The sequence below is a fragment of the Stenotrophomonas sp. INTA L402-1 genome (assembly GCF_059295135.1).
In genome coordinates, this window is record NZ_JCAFWP010000210.1 from 1 (window position 1) to 555 (window position 555).

At 33.2% G+C, this 555-nt stretch carries 1 protein-coding gene; it reads right to left on the reverse strand.

Features of this window, described 5'->3' with window-relative positions; genetic code table 11:
• Positions 1-238: 238 nt before the first annotated feature.
• Positions 239-555, reverse strand: a 317-nt coding sequence (locus tag AC5O77_RS22395; protein WP_494507246.1) for a TusE/DsrC/DsvC family sulfur relay protein, incomplete at its 5' end; no start/stop codon positions are given.

Below are 555 nucleotides of genomic sequence, written 5' to 3' on the forward strand. Positions count from 1 at the left end.
GTTATTGATTGCACTTCAGCAGCATTTCCAGCAATATTTTGAGCGATATCTTGGATAATTGTAAATGTCGTAATCACTTTAAATTTTGCATAACTAATCTGACTAAATAGAAGGAAACTGGCTATGATGAAATTGAATAATAGTTTTGACATAAGTCCTCTTTTATCTCTTGAATATACGTGTGTTCATTATAAAAGGGAATAATTAACTTGTAAATAAAAATGATTATCAAATGATGTCATAAACATTTTGCAGGTTTAGGTAATCCCGCAAGCTTTGTTGCTTGTTTAGCTGGTCCTTCAGGAAATAAGCGTTGTAGATATCTACTATTTCCTTTATCTTCACCAAATTTTTGGGAAACCGCTTTCACTAACATTCGGATAGAGGGAGATGTGTGATAATCTTCATAGAAATTACGTACAAAATAAATAATTTCCCAGTGTGCTTCAGAGAGTTCAATTTTTTCTAGTTTGGCAATGTCTAAGGCGACGACAGAGTTCCATTGTTCAATATTTAGTAGATACCCTTCATTATCTGTTTCGATCAGCTGCCCAT